Here is a 19,618-nt window from a genome sequence, read left to right as displayed (position 1 = left end):
GTTATTTTACTGTAGCCTTATTTAATTGGTTTTGCGAATTGTCAGTTATTACCATTGTCGATAGCAGTCTCTGCCGCAGCTGGTTTTGTAGCCGGCAGTAAAGTAGAAATAAACACGGTTAATATCAGCATGGCGCTGGACACCCACAAGCACGCAATAATACCGGCCGTTTGATACAACCAGCCTGACAGTACCGTGCCTAGTAAGCGGCCCATAGCGTTGGCCATATAATAAAAACCGACATCCATCGATACACCGTCGCTTTTGGCGTAGCTGACAATTAAATAGCTGTGGATGGCCGAGTTAATGGCGAATACCGCGCCAAACAACAGTAAGCCGCCCAGCAGTGCAAACTCAAGTTGCCAGTTAAAGGTCATCGCCAGGGCAATTAATGCCGGAATAACGCATAACAGTAACGCCCAGAGCGTAACCATAAAGCTATTGGGAATATTGTTTTTACCCAGTAACAGTGGCGTGCTACTTTGCACTACGCCATAGCCAATAACCCATAATGCTAAAAAACCGCCAACCGTCCAGTGATCCCAGCCAAACTGACTGGCTAAAAACAGCGGCAAAGCAATGACAAACCAGACATCACGGGCACCGAATAACAGCATGCGGGCGGCCGATAATACATTAATCGCCCGGCTTTTCGAGAGCATTTCACGGAATTTGGGTTTAGTACTGCTTTTGCCTAAATCTTGTTTTAAATTAACGACACTGAGCAGCCACACCAGTAATAGCATAATGGCCATACTCAGGATTGCCAGCTGAAAACCAATAACCGTTAGCAACAGGCCGCCAATAAAAAAGCCTATGCCTTTTAAGGCGTTTTTTGAACCGGTTAATAGCGCTACCCACTTAAACAGGGTACCTTGCGCTGCAGTGGCCACCAGCATTTTAATACTACTTTTGGCGCTCATTTTGTTTAAGTCTTTGGCAACGCCCGACAATGCCTGTGCCGCCATTACCCAAGGCACGATTAAATAGTCAGCCGGTAACAGCAGCATAGACAGCGCGATAATCTGCAAAAACAAACCGATATTCATGGTTTTATTTAAGCCAATTCTAGCACCTAGCCAGCCACCCACTAAATTGGTAATCACCCCAAAAATTTCGTAGAACAAAAACAGCATGGCAATGCTCAGGCCGCTATAACCCAGGCTATAAAAATGCAACACCACTAACATGCGCAGCGCGCCATCGGTTAGGGTAAAAGCCCAGTAGTTGCCGGTTACCAGCAGGTACTGGCGTACTTCAGGCGTAAGTGGTGCTAAAACCATGTTGCTCTCTATTGGTTGCTCTTACTCAGGGTGTTTATCCTGCAAGCCGACCAGCCGCGCAAGTTCTACCGTGCGATTAGCATAACCCCACTCATTGTCATACCAGGCATAAATTTTTACTTGAGTACCGTTAATCACCATGGTGCTGAGGGCATCAATAATACTTGAGCGTGGGTCGGTTTTGTAATCAATCGAGACTAATGGCCGGGTTTCATAGCCCAAAATACCTTGTAGTTCGCCTTCGGCTGCTGTCTTAAGCAAGCGGTTAACTTCTTCAACCGTGGTAGCGCGTTCTACTTCAAATACGCAGTCGGTTAAAGAGGCATTAGTAAGCGGCACTCTGATGGCATGCCCATTTAGACGGCCGGTTAATTCCGGGAAAATTTCGACAATAGCGCTAGCTGAGCCCGTAGTAGTTGGAATTAAGCTGCTGCCGCAGGCACGGGCGCGGCGTAAATCTTTATGCGGGGTATCCAGAATGCTTTGGCTGTTGGTTAGGCTATGAATAGTGGTAATAGCGCCATGTTTAATCCCCAGCTGCTGGTGAATCACTTTTACCACCGGCGCCAGGCAGTTGGTAGTGCAGCTGGCAGCAGTAACAATTTGGTGTTTAGCTTTGTCATACAACTGATGATTAACGCCCAATACTATATTTAACGCGCCCGCTTCTTTAACAGGCGCACTTACTACCACCCGCTTTACACCTTGTTCTAGATAACCCTTTAGTACCGCCACGGTTTTCATTTTGCCCGAGGCTTCAATAACCAGGTCGCAGCCCGACCAGTCGGTGTCGCCTATGGCTTTGTTGTGGCTAACCTGAATTACCTTGCCATTAATAACGATGTTGCTGCCATCAGCAGTGGCATTGTGTTGCCAAATACCATGCACCGAGTCAAAATTTAATAGATGGGCATGGGTAGCCGCATCGGCAGCCGGGTCGTTAATTTGCACAAACTCCAGCTCAGGCCAGTCAAAGGCCGCGCGTAATGCCAGACGACCGATACGGCCAAAACCGTTAATACCAACTTTTATACTCATAGTGCGTTCCTTTTAATGTCATAGCCACTTCTTTAGGCAGGTATAGTTAGCTAATGCTATATAATAGCAGGCTAGTCGGTTTAGCCCAACGGGAGTGATATGACAGAAGAACCTGTAATGGATTTTGGCATTGAAATGGCACAGGCGCGCCAGCGTTTGTATGCGGTAAGTGCGTTGGCACAGCAACAGTTTGAGCAGGCGCTACAGGCTTATATAGAACAAAACCCCGTGTTGGCGCGGCAGGCGTTAAGTCAGTTGCCAAAAGTGCATGATTTTGAAATTGAAATGGATGATCACTGCCTGGACATGCTTAGCCATACCGCGAGTAACAGTGATTTACGGTTGGTACTGGCATTGCTGAAGGCAATTCGTGATATCGAGCAAATTAGCAATCAAGCTAATCAGATAGCGCAGCAAGTACTGTTAGCAACCACTGGTCAGCCGGCATTAAGCCAATTAACGGCTATTGCTACCCTGGCTGAGCCGGTAGCTAAAATGCTGACGCTGGCATTGGCGGCTTTGCAACAGCAAAGTATCGGCAAAGCTGAACAGGCGCAACAGCTGGCACCGCTGGTAAACCGTTATTACGGTTCTATTCTACGTTGCAATTTACTCAATAGCGCTGATCAGTCTGCGCTGCTAGAGAGTACGGTTAGTGTTAACTGGGTTGCCAGAGCGTTGGAGCGCATTGCTGAGCACAGCGTTAACTTGGCAAAGCAGGCTATTTTTCTAGCTAAGGTTAGCAGCGGTCAATCATTAAGGGTTGAATTACAACCACGACGCCCTCGTTAAAGCCCATTCTTGCAATTAAAAGCACAATTAAAAGCACAATTAAAAGTGCAATTAACAATTAACCAAACTAGATGACGTTATTATGACTAAAGACGTGTAGTGATTATTTGAAAATAGCATTAAAAACAATGATTTAAAAAATATAAAATAAATTTTCAGCCTTCACTAAACTGTAATAAAAATATGCTAGACAGCATGGCGTGCCCTGACTATAGTTTGGGTAATACGTAGCAGGAGTAAACAATGAAAATCAACAGTAAGCATGCAATAAGCGCCCTAGTAACTGCAGCATGTATCAGCCTAAGTGGTTGTTCCAGTTTCAGTGAACAGCAGTATACCTATGTCGTCGACAACGAGAGATTAACGCCAGCACCTACCTTAACCAGAACGGCTGCGCATACCGGCCATGTGGTGTGGTTAAACCCGCCAACCAAAAGAGTGGCAGTTACAAAAGACCAGCAGTAAATGCTTTAAAGCCACTATTAAAGTAACGCCTGTTAAGGCACAACGCTAAACCCGCCAACAGTGCGGGTTTTTTATTGGCTTGAATTTAGGTCTATGCTTTAGTTAGTTGACTGTCATATTACTGCAATAAAAATATCGCATACTGTGCTTAACTTAACACACACCGTTACCCGAGGATTAAAGTAATGAACATGAATATGCTTACTAAACTGGTTGTTGCCTCTGCTGTGAGTCTGGCGTTTGCAGGCCAGGCCCATGCTAATCGTGATACTATTCAGGTTGCTGGTTCGTCTACTGTGTTACCGTTTTCTTCCATTGCGGCTGAAGAGTTTGGCAATACTTTTGCGCAATTTCGAACGCCGGTAGTAGGTTCAGGCGGCTCATCTGGTGGCCTGCGCCAGTTTTGCCAGGGTGTGGGTACCAATACCATTGATATTGCTAACTCATCACGCCCTATGCGCCCGGCCGAAATAGAAGCCTGTAACGCTAACGGCGTAAACCAAATTATCGAAGTTAAAATTGGTTATGACGGTATCGTATTTGCCTCACGCATTGATGCTGGTATTTTCAAATTAAAACCAAAACATGTGTTTCTTGCCCAGGCTGCTCAAGTACCACAAAACGGTAAGATGATTGACAACCCTTATACCAACTGGCAGCAAATTGATAAGTCGCTGCCCGATCAAGCTATTCTTTTAGCCATTCCGGGCTCTAACCATGGCACCCGTGAAGTATACGAAGAAAAAGTAATTATTGAAGGTTGTAAAACCTTTGCTGAAGTACAGGCATTACCAAAAGAAGAGCTGAATAATTTCTGCTTAGCCATGCGTACCGATGGCAATGTTGTAGAAATTGCTGGTGACTACACCGAAACCTTGGCGCGTTTACAAGCGCAAAAAAATGCGCTTGGGGTATTTGGATTAAGTTTTTATGAAGCCAACCGTGATCGGATTAAAGTTGCTACAGTAGATGATATTGAACCCACTGTTGAAAACATTATTGCCGGGACTTATCCGGTGTCGCGGCCTTTATATTTCTATGTTAAAGGCGAGCATATCGGTGTGATCCCAGGTTTACAACAATTTACCGAGTACTTTGTATCTGACCTTGCTTCAGGTTTCGGTAGCCCATTGGAAGCGGCTGGTTTAATTCCGTTGGATGACGCAGAGCGCGCTGCGATACTAGCTGATATTCGCGGCAAAAAATCGTTGTAAGCGGTTTTAGGTAGGCGGTTATTATAAGTGTGTGATAATGAGGACCAATAGGTCCTCTTTTTTATTTCAGTAATATGACAGCGGCTGTAATAAAACTGCAATATGTAAGCATTAAGCTTGCGCGGCTTATAACAGAGGTTATTATCCCGCGTGGGTAACCAGTATCGGCGAATGGAGCAAGCATGAGTAATCTTTCGTTAATAGCACTGTTGCTGGCATTGATGGCAATTGGCTATCAGCTTGGCATGGTGCGCAGTCGTCGGGTGGCGGCAGTGCAGACAATGCACTCAAGGCCCCATCATTACGGCATGATGGTGGGGTTGTGGGCCTTTATACCTGCTTTCTTCATTTTATTGCTGTGGTCGCTGCTGGCACCAGGGGTCATCAGTAGTATGGTGTCTGCACAATTACCTGCTGACGCACTGGCGGCGGAGGGCATGAGTGCCGATGTTATTATGCGCCGCATTAGCAACCTGGCCAATAATTTTGGCATTGTTGCCGAGGCAGAGTCTTGGGAATTAGCGGCAGCGGCTTATATGCAGCAGCTAAAAACCAGCAGTGCGGTCTTGCTCACTGGATTACTGGCGTCAATTGCTGCAGCCGGCCTGTTTTTTAGTTATAAGCGTATTCAACCGCAGTTGCGGGCCCGGCATCAAATTGAGCGCACGGTAAAAGCGGTATTAATCATTTGTTCTACCGTGGCTATTTTAACCACTATTGGTATTGTGCTATCGATGGTTACTGAAACCATCAATTTTTTCAGCTTTATTCCGCCAGCCGATTTCTTCTTCGGTACCACCTGGAACCCGCGGTTCTCAACAACTGGCCTAACTGAAGGCTCACTCACTGGTAGTCAGGGAAGTTTCGGTATATTACCGTTGTTATCGGGCACCATGATGGTGGCGGCAATTGCCTTGCTGGTGGCCATTCCGCTGGGCTTAATGGTGGCGATTTATCTGGCTGAATATGCACCAGTGGGTTTTCGTACCACGGCTAAACCCATTATTGAAGTATTGGCGGGAATTCCAACTATTGTTTACGGGTTTTTTGCACTGGTAACGGTGGGCCCCTTTTTAGCCGACTTTGGTGCCAGTATTGGTTTAACCATTCGGGCTACATCTGCGCTAACGGCGGGGGTAGTGATGGGTATTATGATCATCCCGTTTATTTCGTCGTTATCTGACGATATTATTACCCAAGTACCGAAAGCCTTGCGTGATGCGTCGCTTGGCTTGGGGGCAACTAAATCTGAAACGGTGCGTAAAGTGGTGTTACCCGCAGCCTTGCCGGGTATTGTTGGCGCAATATTACTGGCGGCCAGCCGGGCTATTGGTGAAACCATGATAGTCGTATTAGCCGCAGGTAATAGTCCTTCACTGTCGGCTAACCCATTTGAAGCAGTATCAACCGTAACGGTTACCATTGTAAACCAGTTAACCGGTGACAATGATTTTGCCAGCCCGCAGTCGTTAGTCGCGTTTGCCCTGGGTTTAACCCTGTTCGTGATTACCCTGCTGTTGAATGTTGTCGCGCTGGTAATAGTGCGTAAATACCGTGAGCAATACGAGTAACTTATGACTGAGATGAAAATGACCCCAGCCAATGACTCTGCTACCACTAGCCCGGCCGCATTGAGTAAAACGCAACAAAAAGTGGCCGCGTCGCTTAATCGCCGCCATCGTCAGGAAAAATTGTTCAAAGGTATTGGTTTAAGCGCCGTGGTCATCAGCCTGACCCTGGTGGCTATTTTGTTTATTAATATTTTTTCAAAAGGGTTACCGGCATTCTGGCAGTCGGCTATTACCTTGGATATTTATTTTGATCCGGCCATTATTCAAATTAGTGAGAAACCTCAGCAACAGCCTGACGAATTAGATAATTTATTTTTTCAGCGTGACATTGAATGGCAATCTGAAGTGGGCCTGATTAACTTTAATCGGCTAATAACAGAAGGTTTAAAAAAGGTGTTGCCCGATGCCAGTGCGCATCGGCGTGATGCCGCGCGAATTGTTACCTCGGGCGAGCGTTTTGCACTGCGCCAGATGGTGATAGATAATCCAGATATTATTGGTCAGACACAACGTTTACACTTGTTAACCGATGCCAATATTGATGTGTGGCTAAAAGGTAATATCGACCGCAGTCTGCCAGATTCACAACAGCAATTAAGCCCTAAAGTACGGGAGTGGGTGGCGTTACTGTCAGAGCAAGGTATTATTCAAAACCGTTTCAGTTTTGCTTTGTTTATGAACCCAGACTCTCGCAGCTCACTGGCCTCAGCTGGTTTGGCCGGTGCCTTTATGGGCTCGTTATATATGATGTTGGTGGTTATTTTTCTGGCTGTGCCTATGGGTGTTGCTGCGGCAATTTATTTGGAAGAATTTGCGCCGAAAAACAAGCTAACAGATTTAGTCGAAGTAAATATTAATAACCTGGCGGCGGTGCCGTCTATCGTGTTTGGTTTACTTGGTGCGGCGGTGTTTATTGGCTGGTTTAAATTGCCAATATCGGCGCCCATTGTCGGCGGCCTGGTGCTAAGCCTAATGACCTTGCCTACTGTTATTATTGCTACCCGTTCTACGTTAAAAGCCATACCACCGTCTATTCGGCAGGCAGCGCTGGGTTTGGGGGCGTCAAAAATGCAAGCCATTTTCCACCATGTGCTGCCGCTGGCGATACCGGGTATTTTAACCGGCGCTATTCTTGGCGTGGCGCAAGCACTGGGCGAGGCAGCCCCATTGCTACTTATTGGTATGAAAGCGTTTGTGGCGCAGGTGCCAACCGGGCCGTTTGAGCAATCAACAGCATTACCGGTACAAATTTTTCTGTGGCAGGGAAACGAGTTACGAAACTTTTTTGAAGCCCGAACCTCTGCTGCCATTATTGTGCTGCTGGCGTTAATGTTGTCGTTAAACGCCCTGGCTATTTGGCTACGCAAAAAGTATGAAAAACGCTGGTAAGCAATTACAACCCAGCCTACTTAAGAATATTAACCGAACAAGTTGTAACTACGGCGGAATTAGCGATGACAGAAATTGATACTACTAGCAGCGGCAAAGTGAAAATGACAGCGCGTGATGTCAAGGTGTTTTATGGTGATAATGAAGCCATACACGGTGTCAATATGGATATTATTGAAAACGAAGTTATTGCTTTCATTGGTCCATCAGGTTGTGGCAAATCGACTTTTTTACGCTGTTTTAATCGTATGAACGATACCATTGATATTTGTCGGGTTACCGGCAGTATTAAAATGGATGGCCGTGATATTTATGACCCATCATTGGACGTGGTGCAATTACGTGCACAAGTCGGTATGGTATTTCAGAAACCCAACCCCTTCCCAAAATCAATTTATGAAAATATTGCTTACGGTCCGCGCTTACATGGCCTGGCTTCACGTAAGTCTGAATTGAACGACGTGGTCGAGTCAAGCCTGCGCCGGGCGGGTTTGTGGAATGAAGTTAAAGATCGGCTCGATCAGCCAGGTACCGGGTTATCGGGTGGCCAGCAGCAACGATTATGTATTGCCCGAAGCATTGCGGTAAGCCCTGATGTTATTTTGATGGATGAACCCTGCTCAGCATTAGACCCAATCGCCACCTCGATTATCGAAGAGCTGATTGATGAGTTAAAGCAAAACTTTACGATTGTTATTGTTACTCACAATATGCAGCAGGCAGCACGGGTATCTGATCGCACGGCGTTTTTTCATCTGGGCGACCTAATTGAAATTGGTTCTACCAACGAAGTGTTTACCAACCCAAAACTGAAAAGAACAGAAGACTACATTACCGGCCGCTATGGTTAAGATATTGCGGCACGTCATAAAAGCATCATTTAATAGTCATAAAAATGCCATGCTGTCATTTAAGTGTCATACAATAACCCTATCATGGCGGTCGATGGCAATGGTGGTAGCGGCTGCGGCAGCTTTAATCAGAATTAACTCAGGAACAGATGATGAAAAAATCAACTTTAGTTTTGGCAATGGCGTTGGCAGGGGCTGCCACTGTTCAGGCTGATCCGGTGACCGTGTATGGGCAGTTAAATGTATCAGCCCAGTCTAGTGACGAAGGCGATGGCCGATTTTCTGAGTTAAAGAGCAATAGCTCACGGTTTGGTTTGAAAGGTGATTATGCGCTGGACAATGACCTAACACTGGTTTACCAGTTAGAGTGGGGTGTGGACATGGCTGATGTTGGTGGTGGTGACAATATTACTTCACGTAATCAGTATGTTGGTGTAAAAGGTAACTTTGGTGAAGTACGTCTAGGCCGCCATGACACGGCACTAAAAGACGCCCAAGGTAAAATTGATTTATTCAGTGATTACGAAGCTGACGTTAAAAACCTGTGGCGTGGCGAAGTTCGTGCCAATGACTCAGTAACCTATTACACCCCAACTTACAATAACTTTGGTGTGCATTTAACCTATATTATGGAAGATGCTGCTGACGCTGAAGATGCGTTTTCTGCTTCAGTGTATTACGGTGATGAAAACCTGAAAAACACTGCTTATTATGCCGCGGTATCAATGGATTCTGATGTGGCAGGCTTTGATGCCATGCGTGTGCAAGCACAGGGTAAAGTGGCTGCAGTTAAGCTGGGTGCTATTTACCATAGCCAGGAAAATATTGTTAGTGGCCTGGAGCAGGATGGCTGGTTGTTAAGTGCCGCTTACCCGATGGGTAAAACTGAACTAAAAGCCCAGTATCAAACACTGGAGGATAACGATGCCGTTAGTGTTGGCGTAGATTATAAAGCGGGTAAAAATACCACGTTGTTCGCTTGGTACAGTAGTTTTAACTTTGACATTACTGCACCAGATCGTGACTATCTTGCTGTAGGCATTAAACATAAATTTTAATCTAATAGGTTAAACAATAACGCCGGTCATTGACCGGCGTTATTGTTTTTAGCAAAAGTATACTGTAGAAACCAGTTTAGTATTTATAGGAAAAACTTAAGCTAGCGCTCTGGCCTTCAACCCGTTTTTGCAAGATTTGCCCTTGCTGCAGTATTTCAACATCCTTATCCAGCAGATTTTTCAAGCTCAATTTCAGCGTCATGTTCTCCACTGGTGTATAACCATAAGTGAAATCCAGTGAATGAAACGGCTGCTCAAAAGCGTCGTCTTTGTCATTAACCCCGGCAAAGGCTATCCGTTTGCCAAACACGTTGTAAGTAACAGTGGCATTGTGCTGATTGTTGTCTGAGTCAAACCCCAGTTGCAGGTTAGCAACGTATTTGGAATGGCCGCTTAAACCGCGGGTTAAATTGGTTAAATCAGCACCAGGAAAAGGCTGAATGCTGATTTCCGATTCGCTTAGGGTTAAATTGCCAGCAACAAAGAAGTTATTGGTCACTTGCCAGAACTCACCACCAAACATATTGAGCTGTTGCAAAAACTCTGCTTCGGCGCCATACACCTTGCCACTTTGCGCGTTACGAAAAGACATTAACAGGTTACCGTCAGAGCCAGACAGTTCAATCGCTTCAATCGGATTTTCCAGGTCTTTATAGAACAGACCGAAACTGTAGTTACGGTTGTCATAGTACCATTCAAGACGGGCATCAAAACTGCTGATGTCGGTGCTCTTTAAGCCGGTAAAGCCCGTCACTTTAAAGTCAGTTAATGGGTCAACGTACAACACCGGCGTTACTTCACGTAAGTCAGGCCGAACTACGGTTTGGCTGTAACCAAACCGTGCTTGCAAATCATCGTTAACAAACCAGGTAAACGATAATGCTGGGTAGAAGCCGTCTTCCAGTAGAACTGAGTCTGTAATAGTGCCACTAATAGCACCATCCGCTTTTAAGGGGAGTGATAGCTGTTTAAAGTCTTCGTACCGCACCCCTACATTCAACCGGAACTGGTAATCATAAATAAGTTCCAGTGCGGCGTAGCCGGCGTCAATCATCTGGGCGGCCAGATAATCGTCTGCCTGAGTGGTGACATTAGAAATTTTAAAACGGTTGGCAGGGTTTACTATGCTACTGTCAGCGAAAATTTCTGAGAAACGACCAGACAGTTGCTGCAAGCTGAAGCCGACGGTATCAAAGTTAAAACGGTCAGTTTGCGCATTACGGCTGCGCTCAAAGTACGCATAGCCGCCGGTCAGGGTTAGTTCGGTTTTACCCAACGTCAGTGGTAGCGAGGCGTTCCAGCTAAGGTTTTCCGTGTTATCGCTCATATCACTGAAACTGTAATTTACCCCATTCTGGTTACGACGCAAAAAAGAGAATACGCTGCCATCAGCCTGTGTTTCATTCAGATAACGAAACTCTACTTCACCCGGGGCATAACGGCGTGCTTTAGCATCGGTATATTGCCAGTCAACGGCCAGGTCCATTAAATAGGGGAAGTTATGCTTGCCACGCAACTGGTTACTTAGCATGCTGCGCTCTTCGTATAAAATGCTGGTATCGGTATTAAAACGGTTAGTTTCGTTGATGGTTTCGATACTGTCACCGTTTTTAATTTTTATCTCATCTTTGGTGTCACGCAGGTAAATGGTTGACGTTTCCAGGCGGTGATCTACCCCAAGCTCCAGGCCAAAGTTCACCATACCCGACAGCTTTACCTGATGTTCAGTGCCTTTAATATCATCGTACAGGTTTAACGGCACCAGGTTGTCACCTGACACCGAGTAATATCGCTCCTGCTCTTCAATATTTTGGGTCGAACGATCGTAACTCAGGCCTGTCATCACCCCAAATACCACATTTTTTGCCAGGTCAAAACGGGTTCCGAACGAGACACTGCCATCAAAATCGGGTTTAACGCTGCTGCGGCTGATATCAATATCACGATTAAACGCTGTACCCAGTTCTCGGACAATTGTTTCAGCTTGTGCCAGATTAACCGCATTAATGCCGCCTAACGCTTCGGCAATATTAACCGGTGTTAACACCCCAAACTGCTGCTGTGCCGCTGCCAGCTCGGCTGAAATACCGCGCAAACCGTCATCTTTACCGCGCCAGTCATCACCACCGCCGTTATAGTTAAAGCCATCATCGCTGTTCAGGCTGTTGTAACTGGTACCAACGGCGATATTAAAACTGGTTTGCAAGGGAATAGCGGTGGTGCGGATGTTGACATTACCACCGCCAAAAGCGGCAGGTAGCTCAGGTGAGTAAGCCTTTTGCACCACCAGGCTTTCAATAATACCGGCCGGGAACATATCTAATGGAATAACGTTACGGGTTGGATCGGGACTTGGCACCATGGCACCATTTAATAGCGTGCTGGAGTAGCGCTCCCCTAAACCACGAACGTAAATAAACTTATCTTTTACCAGGGTTAAGCCTGTTACCCGACGCAGGGCGGCGGCGGCATTGCTGTCACCTGCACGAGAAATTTGTTCCATACCGAGCACCTCGGCAACATAGGGCTGCTCGCGGCGCTCTGCCGCAGCGGAAGCGGCGGAACTGAGTAGACGGCCCGATACAGAAATACGTTCAACATCGGCTTCATCTTGTAGCGGTGCGGCTGGGGTTTGCTGAGCGATGGTGCTCAGCGATACCAGTGCGGTTGCCGTGCTAAGCGCCAGCAACACGCTGCGGCCAACACGACTGAAATTAAACTTTTGTATGCTGCTCATCTGAACGTGTCCTATCAGCTTTTGCTATTACATCTGTGTCGCATTGCACTTACTTAGGGCAGTACAATGCGTTGGTATAAAACAACACTGCCAGGCTTAGCTGGCAGTGTGTGTTGCTGTTAGTCTTCTAAACCAACGGTCCAGCCTGCAGTCCAGTCATTGCTGGCGCCCACTGCACCAATAAAGTTGACGGCTTCGAAAAAGTTATCAAGCGCAGACATATCTTTTGGTGCAGTAGCATCGATAGTAAATATTCCGTTCAGTACCGCGGCCTGGTTGGCAGCTACACTGTTACTTTGTTGACCCAGGAACCACTGCTCGGTAGTGGTGCCGTTACCCAAGTCGCCTTTAAAGGGCTCTGCACAGGCAATGACCGAATGTGTCATGGTTAATGAACCGGCTGCCGCTAAGGCTTTTGTTTCAGCTGAGTCAAATTCCAGACATTCGCCCATAGTGGTTGGGCCGGTAATAACAAAGTTGGCTAACTGGGCGTTAGTGCCGGCACGCAGCAATACGCCTTCAGAGTCGTCATCGCCATCGAAGCTGTTGCCGATTATGGTCATGTTGGCGATCATTGGGTTAGAAACCGGCAGCGCAGTGAAGTTACCTGACTGGTTGTCGCCTTCAATACCACGGTTAGCTTTAGCGCCGTCAGCGGCATGCTTTACCAGTACAAATTGCAGTTTGCCGTTCCAGCCATCAGCCCAATCTACTGAGTCGTCGCCGTTGGCTGTTAACACCACGTTTTTACAACTCACGCTGCCACCGAACATTTCGATACCATCATCGACGTTCTGGTGTACCTGAATATTGCTGCATTTAGTACCTGAACCTACACCGGCAAAGGTAATACCGTTTAATTCGTTATCCGGGATAACTTCGAAACCGGCATGCTTAACCACTACGTAGTTTAATGTTCCGCTATTATCGGTGGTATTAGGGCCACCATAAGGGCCTGCTTCACCTTCTGCCTGAATTTCACATGCGGCCAGGTTAGCCTGGTCACATTTGTTCGATGGTGCTTTACCCAGCAATACCAAACCGCCCCATTGACCCGCTGCAGTGGGTGAGCCTATTACGTCTTGTACTGATGTCATGGTAATAGGGTTAGCCGCTGTGCCGTTAGCTTCGATTTTCGAGCCGCGGGTTACTACCAGGAAGTCGGCACCCGATTTACCATAAATCGTCACGCCAGGCTGTACCGTTAATGTTGCTGCTGTGCTGTTATCCACACCCACCCGTACCCGACCGTTTAACACATAGTCAGCGCCAGCCGCTAGCGTGACGTTAGTGGTAATGTCACCGCTTAATTGACAGTTAATTCGACCGGTTAAGCTGTTTACTTCAGAGGTGCCAGCGGGACAAGCTGCTAAGTCGTCATCTGCATGTAAGCCAAATGTCCAGCCTTCAGTCCAGTCGGTGCTGCCATTGAAAGCACCAATATAAGTGACATTGTCAAACCATGAGTCAACATTGTTTGACACGTTATAGCCATTTCCCAGTGCCGGTGAGTTTGGCGCCGGAATATAGCCACCTAGTAAGGCATCACCTACGATATTACCTGGCTGTGCCAGGAACCAGGCTTGTGCATCTAAGGTAACGTTGCCATTGCCATCAACACTATTTTTAAAGGGTTCAGCACAATCAATAATGGAGTTTCGAAATACAATACTACCGCTGGTAGCATTGGTTATTGTCTCAGCAGAGTTGATTTCAAAACACTCGCCCATGCCAGTCGGGCCGGTAACGATAATGTTGTATAATTCGCCCGCCGTGCCGGCACGCAGTAAAATACCTTCTGAGTCGTCATCACCATCGAAGTTATTACCAATAATGGTCATGTTAGCAATACGGGGGTTACTTACTGGCTGAGCGGTAAAGTTACCTGATTGATTATCGGCCTCAATGCCACGGTTAGCTTTAGTGCCATTTTGGTTGTGAACCACCAACACGTGCTGCATGCGGCCACTCCAGCCATCAGCCCAATCTAACGAGTCATCGCGATTACCGGTTAATACTACATATTTGGCATCTACCGTTCCGCCGAAAAATTCAACGCCGTCGTCCAGGTTGTTGTGTACCTGAATGTACTCGACGTCAGTGCCACTGCCCACGCCGGCAAAGGTAATACCGTTTAATTCGTTATCCGGAATAACTTCAAAGCCTGCATAACGCACCTGCACATAACGCAGTGCACCGCTGTCATCTTCTGGATTTGCACCGCCGTATGGGCCGGCTTCGCCTTCTGCTTGAATTTCACACGTGGCCAGACTAGCCTGATCACATTTATTGCTTGGTGCATTACCTAAAATAACCAAACCGCCCCATTCGGCATGCGAGTTTTCATCTGACAAACCTAGCATGTCATTAACTGAGGTCATCACGATAGGGTTAGACACGGTGCCAATGGCTTGAATTTTTGAGCCGCGTGCAACAACCAAATAATCGGCACCGCTTTTGCCATAAACAAAGGTACCTGGCTCGATAGTCAGGGTAGCGCTGTTCGCATTGTCGTTACCGACAGTCACTTTGCCGCTCAGAGCCCAGGCAATATCGTTACTCAGGCGGGTATCGCTGGTAATGTTACCGCTAATTTCACACACGGGCAGCTCAACACCGGCTAAGCTGCTACCTACGGTGGCAAAGGCTGGGCAGGCACTAGTTACTGGTGGCGGGGTAGGGGTGCCAGTTGGAGGCGGCGTAGGGGTGCTTCCGGCAGCATTCACTACCAGATCGCCGCCACAGCCCGCCAGCATTAATGCTGATGCTACTGCGCTTAGTTTTAATAAGTTGCGTAAAGCCATTACTGTTTCTCCGTATCAATTAATTTAGCTAGTGCGAAAAAGTTGGCTGAACACTAACCTTGCGTCGTGACGTTTTTATTACAGTGCGCACTGTAATAACATAACGATATGGCAGGGACAGTAATGACGCGGTTTAGCAGGTAGGGTGTCAAAAATAATTCACGCAACTGTCATATATAAGACTCGGGAGAAAGTGTATTTATTGTTTTTAATATGTATATTATTTGTTTTTTATGGGGTGAGCGCGAAGTTATGATTGCTGATTAAGTGTAATGCAGTAGTGATAAAACTAGCTGAATACAGCTTTTCATAAAAATGTCATACTTAGCGGTAATACTAGCCGGCATAACCTTAAATTAGTTAACCTATGTAGCCTTTGGTGGGATCCTATGTCGTCAAGAAGAATATTGGTAGTAGAAGATGAAGCGCCAATTCGGGATATGTTGTGTTTTGTGTTAGAGCAAAACGGCTATCAGGCCAGCACGGCAGAAGACTTTGATTCGGCGCTAAATCAGCTGATTGAGCCCTATCCTGATTTAGTTCTGCTTGACTGGATGATCCCGGGCGGCAGCGGTATTCAACTGGCTAAAAAAATGAAGCAGCATGAGCTAACCCGTGCTATTCCTATTATTATGATTACCGCCCGCGGCGAGGAAGAAGACAAAATACGCGGTTTAGAAGTGGGTGCCGATGATTATGTTACCAAACCCTTTTCACCAAAAGAGTTAATGGCGCGAATTAAAGCGGTGATCCGTCGGGTAGCCCCTACCAGTCTGGATGAAGTTATTGAGGTGCATGGTTTAAAACTGGACCCGGTATCGCATCGGGTGACGGCCGAAGAGCAGTCATTGGATATGGGCCCGACCGAGTTTCGGTTGCTGCATTTTTTTATGACGCACCAAGAGCGGGTTTATAGCCGTGAGCAACTGCTTGATCATGTGTGGGGCACCAATGTTTATGTAGAAGATCGCACAGTAGATGTGCATATTCGCCGTTTACGCAAAGCGATTTCTCTGGTGGGGCATGATAAACTGGTACAAACAGTGCGGGGCTCCGGCTATCGCTTCTCTGCTAAGTAGGTGTTATGCGGCCACAGCTTTCTAAAGGGAAGATCTTTAGCAAAATCCTGGTTTTTTATACCCTGGCAGGGCTAATTGGTTGGCCTTTTGGCCAGAGCACGTTATTTATGCTGCTGCTAAGCCTGATTTTGCTGGCATCTAATTATAAGCATCTGTATTTAATTACGAAATGGTTATGGCATGACCGTAAGCTCACGCCACCGGAAGGCAACGGCTTTTGGCAGCAAATTTTCGACGGAATTTACTACCAGCAGCGGCGTGAGCGTAAAAAGCGCAAAGAGTTACGTAATTTAGTGCGCCGTTTTCGAGATGGCGCCGAAGCCCTACCTGAGGCTGTGGTGGTGTTAACCAGCGATTGGAGCATTGTCTGGTGTAATAAACTGGCGCAAATGTTGGTTGGGTTACGCTGGCCCAGTGACGAGGGGCAGCGCATTGATAACCTGGTACGTAATCCTGAGTTTCAACATTTTTTAAAGCAAAAACAGTTTCAACAGCCGTTAGAAATCAGTGCCAGCGGCAGCAGTAATCTGGTGCTGGAATGTAAAATGATGCCATATGGTAGTGAACAATACTTACTGATTATTAGGGATATCACCCAGCTAAAGCAATTAGAGCAAATTCGCAAAGATTTTGTTGCCAACGTATCGCATGAACTACGAACACCATTAACGGTATTGCAAGGCTATCTGGAAGTGATTGATGCCGAGCATTTACCTGACCCCGCTATGTGGCAAAAAGCCCATAAAGTGATGCTGGAACAAACCCGAAGGATGGATGGTTTGGTGCAGCAATTGCTAACGCTGTCACGAATTGAAGCCTCGTCGCGGGTGCAGTTTGATGATGTGATTGATGTTCCTGCCATGTTGCATACGCTGGAGCAGGAAGCGCAGGCGCTAAACCGTGAAAAGCAGCATAACATCAGCTTTAATATCGATACTGAGCTAAACGTCACCGGCGTAACAGAAGAGCTACGTAGTGTATTTTCTAATTTGGTCACCAATGCTATTAAATACACGCCAACAGGGGGTGAAATAAGCGTTAGCTGGCAGCGACAGCATCAACGGGCGGTGTTCGCCGTGAATGATAATGGTGTGGGTATTGCCTCGCATCATGTAAAGCGCTTAACCGAACGTTTTTACCGCGTTGACCCGTCGCGAGCGCGCAATACCGGTGGTACTGGCCTGGGCTTAGCCATTGTTAAGCACGTATTATCACGCCACAACAGCCAGCTGATGATCTTTAGCGAACCTGGCCGCGGCAGTAGTTTCTCATTTACCATACCCGCCGAGCTGGTGCTGGGCAATACTAAGAGCGCCCCTATTAAGAAAGCCAAGTTTAAAGTGAAGTAGGCTATTATCCGATCAACGTTAATTGCTTAAACTTGTTGATACCTGAAGCAATCAACATGATGATCGTTCACCATGCCGCAGGCCTGCATATGGGCGTAAATAATTGTTGAACCGATAAAGGTAAAACCGCGCTTTTTTAAATCTTTGCTCATGGCCTCTGACTCGGGGCTGGTTGCGCGGTTATCTGCTGGGCTTACGATGTAGTTTTGCTGCGGTGTACCGTTAACAAAACGCCATTGATAGGCACTGAAACTGCCAAATGCTGCCTGCACCTCTAAAAATCGTGCCGCGTTATTAATCGCGGCAGCTATTTTCAGGCGATTACGGATAATACCAGAATTTTGCAACAACTCGGCGGCTTTAGTTTTATTAAAAGCCGCAACCTTAGCTGGGTCAAAATAGGCAAAAGCCGCGCGATAATTATCGCGCTTTTTAAGTACCGTATACCAGCTAAGCCCGGCTTGAGCCGCTTCTAAGGTTAAAAACTCAAACAGCGTGTTATCGTCATACACCGGAACGCCCCATTCGGTGTCGTGGTAGGCAATATAATCCGGTTTGCTTAAATCTACCCAATGACAGCGGCACGGTGCAGGCATGTGGTTGTCCTGGTTACTGGCTATGTTTTGGCGGCTGGGCCAGGTAGTCTAAAGCCAGTCCGGTTAATGCTCGTACCCCGTTTACTAACGCGTCTTCATTCACATCAAACATTGGCGAGTGATTGGGTGGCACGTCGCTAAGAGCTTTACCTTCAGGTGAAATGCCCAGAAAGAAAAACATTCCTGGTATTTGCTGTTGGTAAAACGAGAAATCTTCAGCGCCGGTAATTGGCTTTATTGATGCTACACCATGCTTACCAGCCGCCCATTGCAGGCTTGGCATGGCCCAGTGGGTTAATGTTGGGTCGTTCCAGGTAACCGCAGCAAAGTTATGTACATGAAATTCAGCCTCTGCGCCGCTGGCTTTGGCAATATGTTTGCTGGTATGCGCCATGCGGGCAATTAAGTCCTCGCGCATGTCGCTGTCAAAAGTACGAATGGTGCCTTCCAGTTTCACCTCATCAGGAATAATGTTCCAACGAATGCCGCCATGTACCTGACCAAAAGACACTACGGCAGGGGCTTTAGTGACGTCAATCTGTCGTGCTGGTATCAGGTTAATGGCGTTAATGAGTTGGCCCGTAACGTTTATCGGATCGATGCCGCGCCAGGGGCTGGAGCCATGCACTTGTTTGCCTTTTACCGTAATTTGAAAGCTGTCGGCGGCGGCCATAATGCCTTCAGTTTTTACCTGCAACTGCCCCGGGTTGCCCGGCCAGACATGCAAGCCAAAAATAGCCGACGGCGTTGGATTAGCAAACAAACCCTCAGCCAGCATCATTTTGGCGCCGCCTTCCTCACCGGCTGGCGGGCCTTCTTCTGCCGGTTGGAAGATAAACATAATCGTGCCAGCCAGTTCAGCTTGTTGTTGGCTTAGTACTTCTGCGGCGCCCATGAGTATGGCCACGTGGGCGTCATGCCCACAGGCATGCATAACACCGGTTTGCTGGCCGTTAAACTCACTAACTACTTTGGATGCAAAGGATAAACCTGTTTGCTCGGTTACTGGCAGTGCGTCCATGTCGGCGCGTAGCGCAACTACCGGGCCGGGTTTAGCACCTGTTAAAATGCCTACCACGCCGGTGTGGGCAATGCCGGTACGTACCTCTAAGCCAAGTTTTTCTAAATGCGCGGCAACTTTGGCCGCGGTGCGCACTTCACGGTTCGACAGCTCTGGGTGCTGGTGAATGTCGCGCCGCCATTCAATGACCTTTGGCATTACTTTTTCAATTTGCAGGCTTAGCGCTGGCCGCTGCTCTGCATTTAGCTGCTGTTCTGCTTCTGGCCGCGGCTGTGCTATACGCTGCTGGGCAATAGCAAATGGCGCATATAAAAAAGGCAATAAACTTAAACTTAGACTTAAATTTAACAATGACCAACGCATGGCAGCTC

At 47.2% G+C, this 19,618-nt stretch carries 15 protein-coding genes; 9 read left to right on the top strand and 6 right to left on the bottom strand.

The features are described from left to right. Positions 1–41: 41 nt before the first annotated feature. Positions 42–1,283, bottom strand: a complete 1,242-nt coding sequence (gene arsJ / locus VT06_RS12800; protein WP_046554712.1) for an organoarsenical effux MFS transporter ArsJ — start codon at positions 1,281–1,283, stop codon at positions 42–44. Positions 1,284–1,304: 21 nt separating this feature from the next. After that, entirely contained in the window at positions 1,305–2,321 is a 1,017-nt protein-coding gene (locus tag VT06_RS12795) for an ArsJ-associated glyceraldehyde-3-phosphate dehydrogenase (RefSeq protein ID WP_046554711.1), read from the bottom strand. 99 nt (positions 2,322–2,420) lie between these two features. Between VT06_RS12795 and VT06_RS12790 the strand changes: the two genes are divergently transcribed. The 7 genes from VT06_RS12790 to VT06_RS12760 all read left to right on the top strand — a co-directional run bounded on the left by VT06_RS12790 (position 2,421) and on the right by VT06_RS12760 (position 9,661). Further along, positions 2,421–3,113: a PhoU domain-containing protein gene (locus VT06_RS12790; RefSeq protein ID WP_046554710.1), complete on the top strand. Its 693-nt coding sequence runs from the start codon at positions 2,421–2,423 to the stop codon at positions 3,111–3,113. 243 nt (positions 3,114–3,356) lie between these two features. Next, positions 3,357–3,578, top strand: a complete 222-nt coding sequence (locus VT06_RS12785) for a hypothetical protein (protein ID WP_046554709.1) — start codon at positions 3,357–3,359, stop codon at positions 3,576–3,578. Between the two features lie 185 nt (positions 3,579–3,763). Beyond that, entirely contained in the window at positions 3,764–4,792 is a 1,029-nt protein-coding gene (locus VT06_RS12780; protein WP_046554708.1) for a substrate-binding domain-containing protein, read from the top strand. A gap of 182 nt (positions 4,793–4,974) precedes the next feature. After that, the gene (gene pstC, locus VT06_RS12775; RefSeq protein WP_046554707.1) at positions 4,975–6,363 is read left to right on the top strand and encodes a phosphate ABC transporter permease subunit PstC; all 1,389 of its coding nucleotides are present in this window, start codon (positions 4,975–4,977) and stop codon (positions 6,361–6,363) included. A 3-nt stretch (positions 6,364–6,366) separates the two neighbouring features. After that, entirely contained in the window at positions 6,367–7,752 is a 1,386-nt protein-coding gene (gene pstA, locus VT06_RS12770) for a phosphate ABC transporter permease PstA (RefSeq protein ID WP_082122529.1), read from the top strand. 65 nt (positions 7,753–7,817) lie between these two features. Next, entirely contained in the window at positions 7,818–8,603 is a 786-nt protein-coding gene (gene pstB, locus VT06_RS12765) for a phosphate ABC transporter ATP-binding protein PstB (RefSeq protein WP_046554705.1), read from the top strand. A gap of 152 nt (positions 8,604–8,755) precedes the next feature. Beyond that, a complete protein-coding gene (locus tag VT06_RS12760; RefSeq protein WP_046554704.1) occupies positions 8,756–9,661 on the top strand; it encodes a porin in 906 nt (301 codons plus the stop codon). A 76-nt stretch (positions 9,662–9,737) separates the two neighbouring features. Here VT06_RS12760 and VT06_RS12755 read toward each other — a convergent pair whose 3' ends face one another. After that, positions 9,738–12,398, bottom strand: coding sequence for a TonB-dependent receptor domain-containing protein (locus tag VT06_RS12755; RefSeq protein ID WP_046554703.1), 2,661 nt, complete (start codon positions 12,396–12,398; stop codon positions 9,738–9,740). Positions 12,399–12,517: 119 nt separating this feature from the next. Further along, positions 12,518–15,202 carry a hypothetical protein gene (locus VT06_RS12750; RefSeq protein ID WP_046554702.1) on the bottom strand — a complete coding sequence of 895 codons (2,685 nt, stop codon included), beginning with the start codon at positions 15,200–15,202 and terminating at the stop codon, positions 12,518–12,520. A 389-nt stretch (positions 15,203–15,591) separates the two neighbouring features. Between VT06_RS12750 and phoB the strand changes: the two genes are divergently transcribed. Both phoB and phoR read left to right on the top strand, forming a co-directional pair. Next, complete coding sequence (gene phoB, locus VT06_RS12745; RefSeq protein WP_046554701.1) at positions 15,592–16,281, top strand: phosphate regulon transcriptional regulator PhoB; 690 nt, start codon at positions 15,592–15,594, stop codon at positions 16,279–16,281. Positions 16,282–16,286: 5 nt separating this feature from the next. After that, on the top strand, positions 16,287–17,630 hold the full coding sequence (gene phoR / locus VT06_RS12740; RefSeq protein WP_046554700.1) for a phosphate regulon sensor histidine kinase PhoR: 1,344 nt from the start codon (positions 16,287–16,289) through the stop codon (positions 17,628–17,630). Positions 17,631–17,656: 26 nt separating this feature from the next. On the opposite strand, the gene VT06_RS12735 is transcribed toward phoR, so the two are convergent. Next, positions 17,657–18,226 carry a DNA-3-methyladenine glycosylase I gene (locus tag VT06_RS12735; RefSeq protein WP_046554699.1) on the bottom strand — a complete coding sequence of 190 codons (570 nt, stop codon included), beginning with the start codon at positions 18,224–18,226 and terminating at the stop codon, positions 17,657–17,659. Positions 18,227–18,239: 13 nt separating this feature from the next. After that, positions 18,240–19,610: an amidohydrolase gene (locus tag VT06_RS12730; RefSeq protein WP_052750260.1), complete on the bottom strand. Its 1,371-nt coding sequence runs from the start codon at positions 19,608–19,610 to the stop codon at positions 18,240–18,242. Between the last annotated feature and the right edge of the window lie 8 nt (positions 19,611–19,618).

It is taken from the genome of Arsukibacterium sp. MJ3 (assembly GCF_000987765.1).
Classification (GTDB): domain Bacteria; phylum Pseudomonadota; class Gammaproteobacteria; order Enterobacterales; family Alteromonadaceae; genus Alishewanella.
This window is presented reverse-complemented; position numbering and strand designations above follow the sequence as displayed.

What these genes read in the sequence shown, in the direction of transcription:
- VT06_RS12780 (WP_046554708.1), top strand. Translation starts at nt 3,764, where the DNA reads ATGAACATGAATATGCTTACTAAACTGGTTGTTGCCTCTGCTGTGAGT.
- VT06_RS12785 (WP_046554709.1), top strand. Translation starts at nt 3,357, where the DNA reads ATGAAAATCAACAGTAAGCATGCAATAAGCGCCCTAGTAACTGCAGCA.
- VT06_RS12790 (WP_046554710.1), top strand. Translation starts at nt 2,421, where the DNA reads ATGACAGAAGAACCTGTAATGGATTTTGGCATTGAAATGGCACAGGCG.
- VT06_RS12750 (WP_046554702.1), bottom strand. Translation starts at nt 15,202, where the DNA reads ATGGCTTTACGCAACTTATTAAAACTAAGCGCAGTAGCATCAGCATTA.
- VT06_RS12735 (WP_046554699.1), bottom strand. Translation starts at nt 18,226, where the DNA reads ATGCCTGCACCGTGCCGCTGTCATTGGGTAGATTTAAGCAAACCGGAT.
- VT06_RS12795 (WP_046554711.1), bottom strand. Translation starts at nt 2,321, where the DNA reads ATGAGTATAAAAGTTGGTATTAACGGTTTTGGCCGTATCGGTCGTCTG.
- arsJ (WP_046554712.1), bottom strand. Translation starts at nt 1,283, where the DNA reads ATGGTTTTAGCACCACTTACGCCTGAAGTACGCCAGTACCTGCTGGTA.
- VT06_RS12760 (WP_046554704.1), top strand. Translation starts at nt 8,756, where the DNA reads ATGAAAAAATCAACTTTAGTTTTGGCAATGGCGTTGGCAGGGGCTGCC.
- VT06_RS12730 (WP_052750260.1), bottom strand. Translation starts at nt 19,610, where the DNA reads ATGCGTTGGTCATTGTTAAATTTAAGTCTAAGTTTAAGTTTATTGCCT.
- pstB (WP_046554705.1), top strand. Translation starts at nt 7,818, where the DNA reads ATGACAGAAATTGATACTACTAGCAGCGGCAAAGTGAAAATGACAGCG.
- pstC (WP_046554707.1), top strand. Translation starts at nt 4,975, where the DNA reads ATGAGTAATCTTTCGTTAATAGCACTGTTGCTGGCATTGATGGCAATT.
- pstA (WP_082122529.1), top strand. Translation starts at nt 6,367, where the DNA reads ATGACTGAGATGAAAATGACCCCAGCCAATGACTCTGCTACCACTAGC.
- phoR (WP_046554700.1), top strand. Translation starts at nt 16,287, where the DNA reads ATGCGGCCACAGCTTTCTAAAGGGAAGATCTTTAGCAAAATCCTGGTT.
- phoB (WP_046554701.1), top strand. Translation starts at nt 15,592, where the DNA reads ATGTCGTCAAGAAGAATATTGGTAGTAGAAGATGAAGCGCCAATTCGG.
- VT06_RS12755 (WP_046554703.1), bottom strand. Translation starts at nt 12,398, where the DNA reads ATGAGCAGCATACAAAAGTTTAATTTCAGTCGTGTTGGCCGCAGCGTG.